This is a genomic window from Dorea sp. 210702-DFI.3.17, from assembly GCF_020560825.1.
Taxonomy (GTDB): domain Bacteria; phylum Bacillota; class Clostridia; order Lachnospirales; family Lachnospiraceae; genus Dorea; species Dorea formicigenerans.
Map to the genome: position 1 here is coordinate 1 of NZ_JAJCNB010000099.1, position 305 is coordinate 305.

The 305-nt window shown below is 43.9% G+C and carries 1 pseudogene; it reads left to right on the plus strand.

From position 1 onward, the window contains the following. Window positions 1-305 (plus strand): annotated as a pseudogene (locus tag LI149_RS15115) (glycine reductase); the annotation flags it as partial.

A 305-nucleotide genomic window follows, 5' to 3' on the forward strand; every position in this document is an offset into this window, starting at 1 on the left:
AAAGTATTTGAGGTAGCAAAAGCAGAATTTGCAGCAGCAAAGAAAGCAGGCTTAAAAGAAATCCTGGATGCAAGAAAAGCAGCAGCAAAACCAGCTGCAGCAGAGGAGGATGTAAAAGAGCCGCCGAAGGAGATCGTAACAGCACAGATCGCAGGAATCGAAGTAATGGATCTTGAGGATGCCGTAAAAGCATTATGGAAGATCAATATTTATGCAGAGAGCGGAATGGGTTGTACAGGACCGATCATTCGTGTATCAGATGCAAACCTTGAGAAAGCTCATGAAGAGCTTAAGAAAGCCGGATA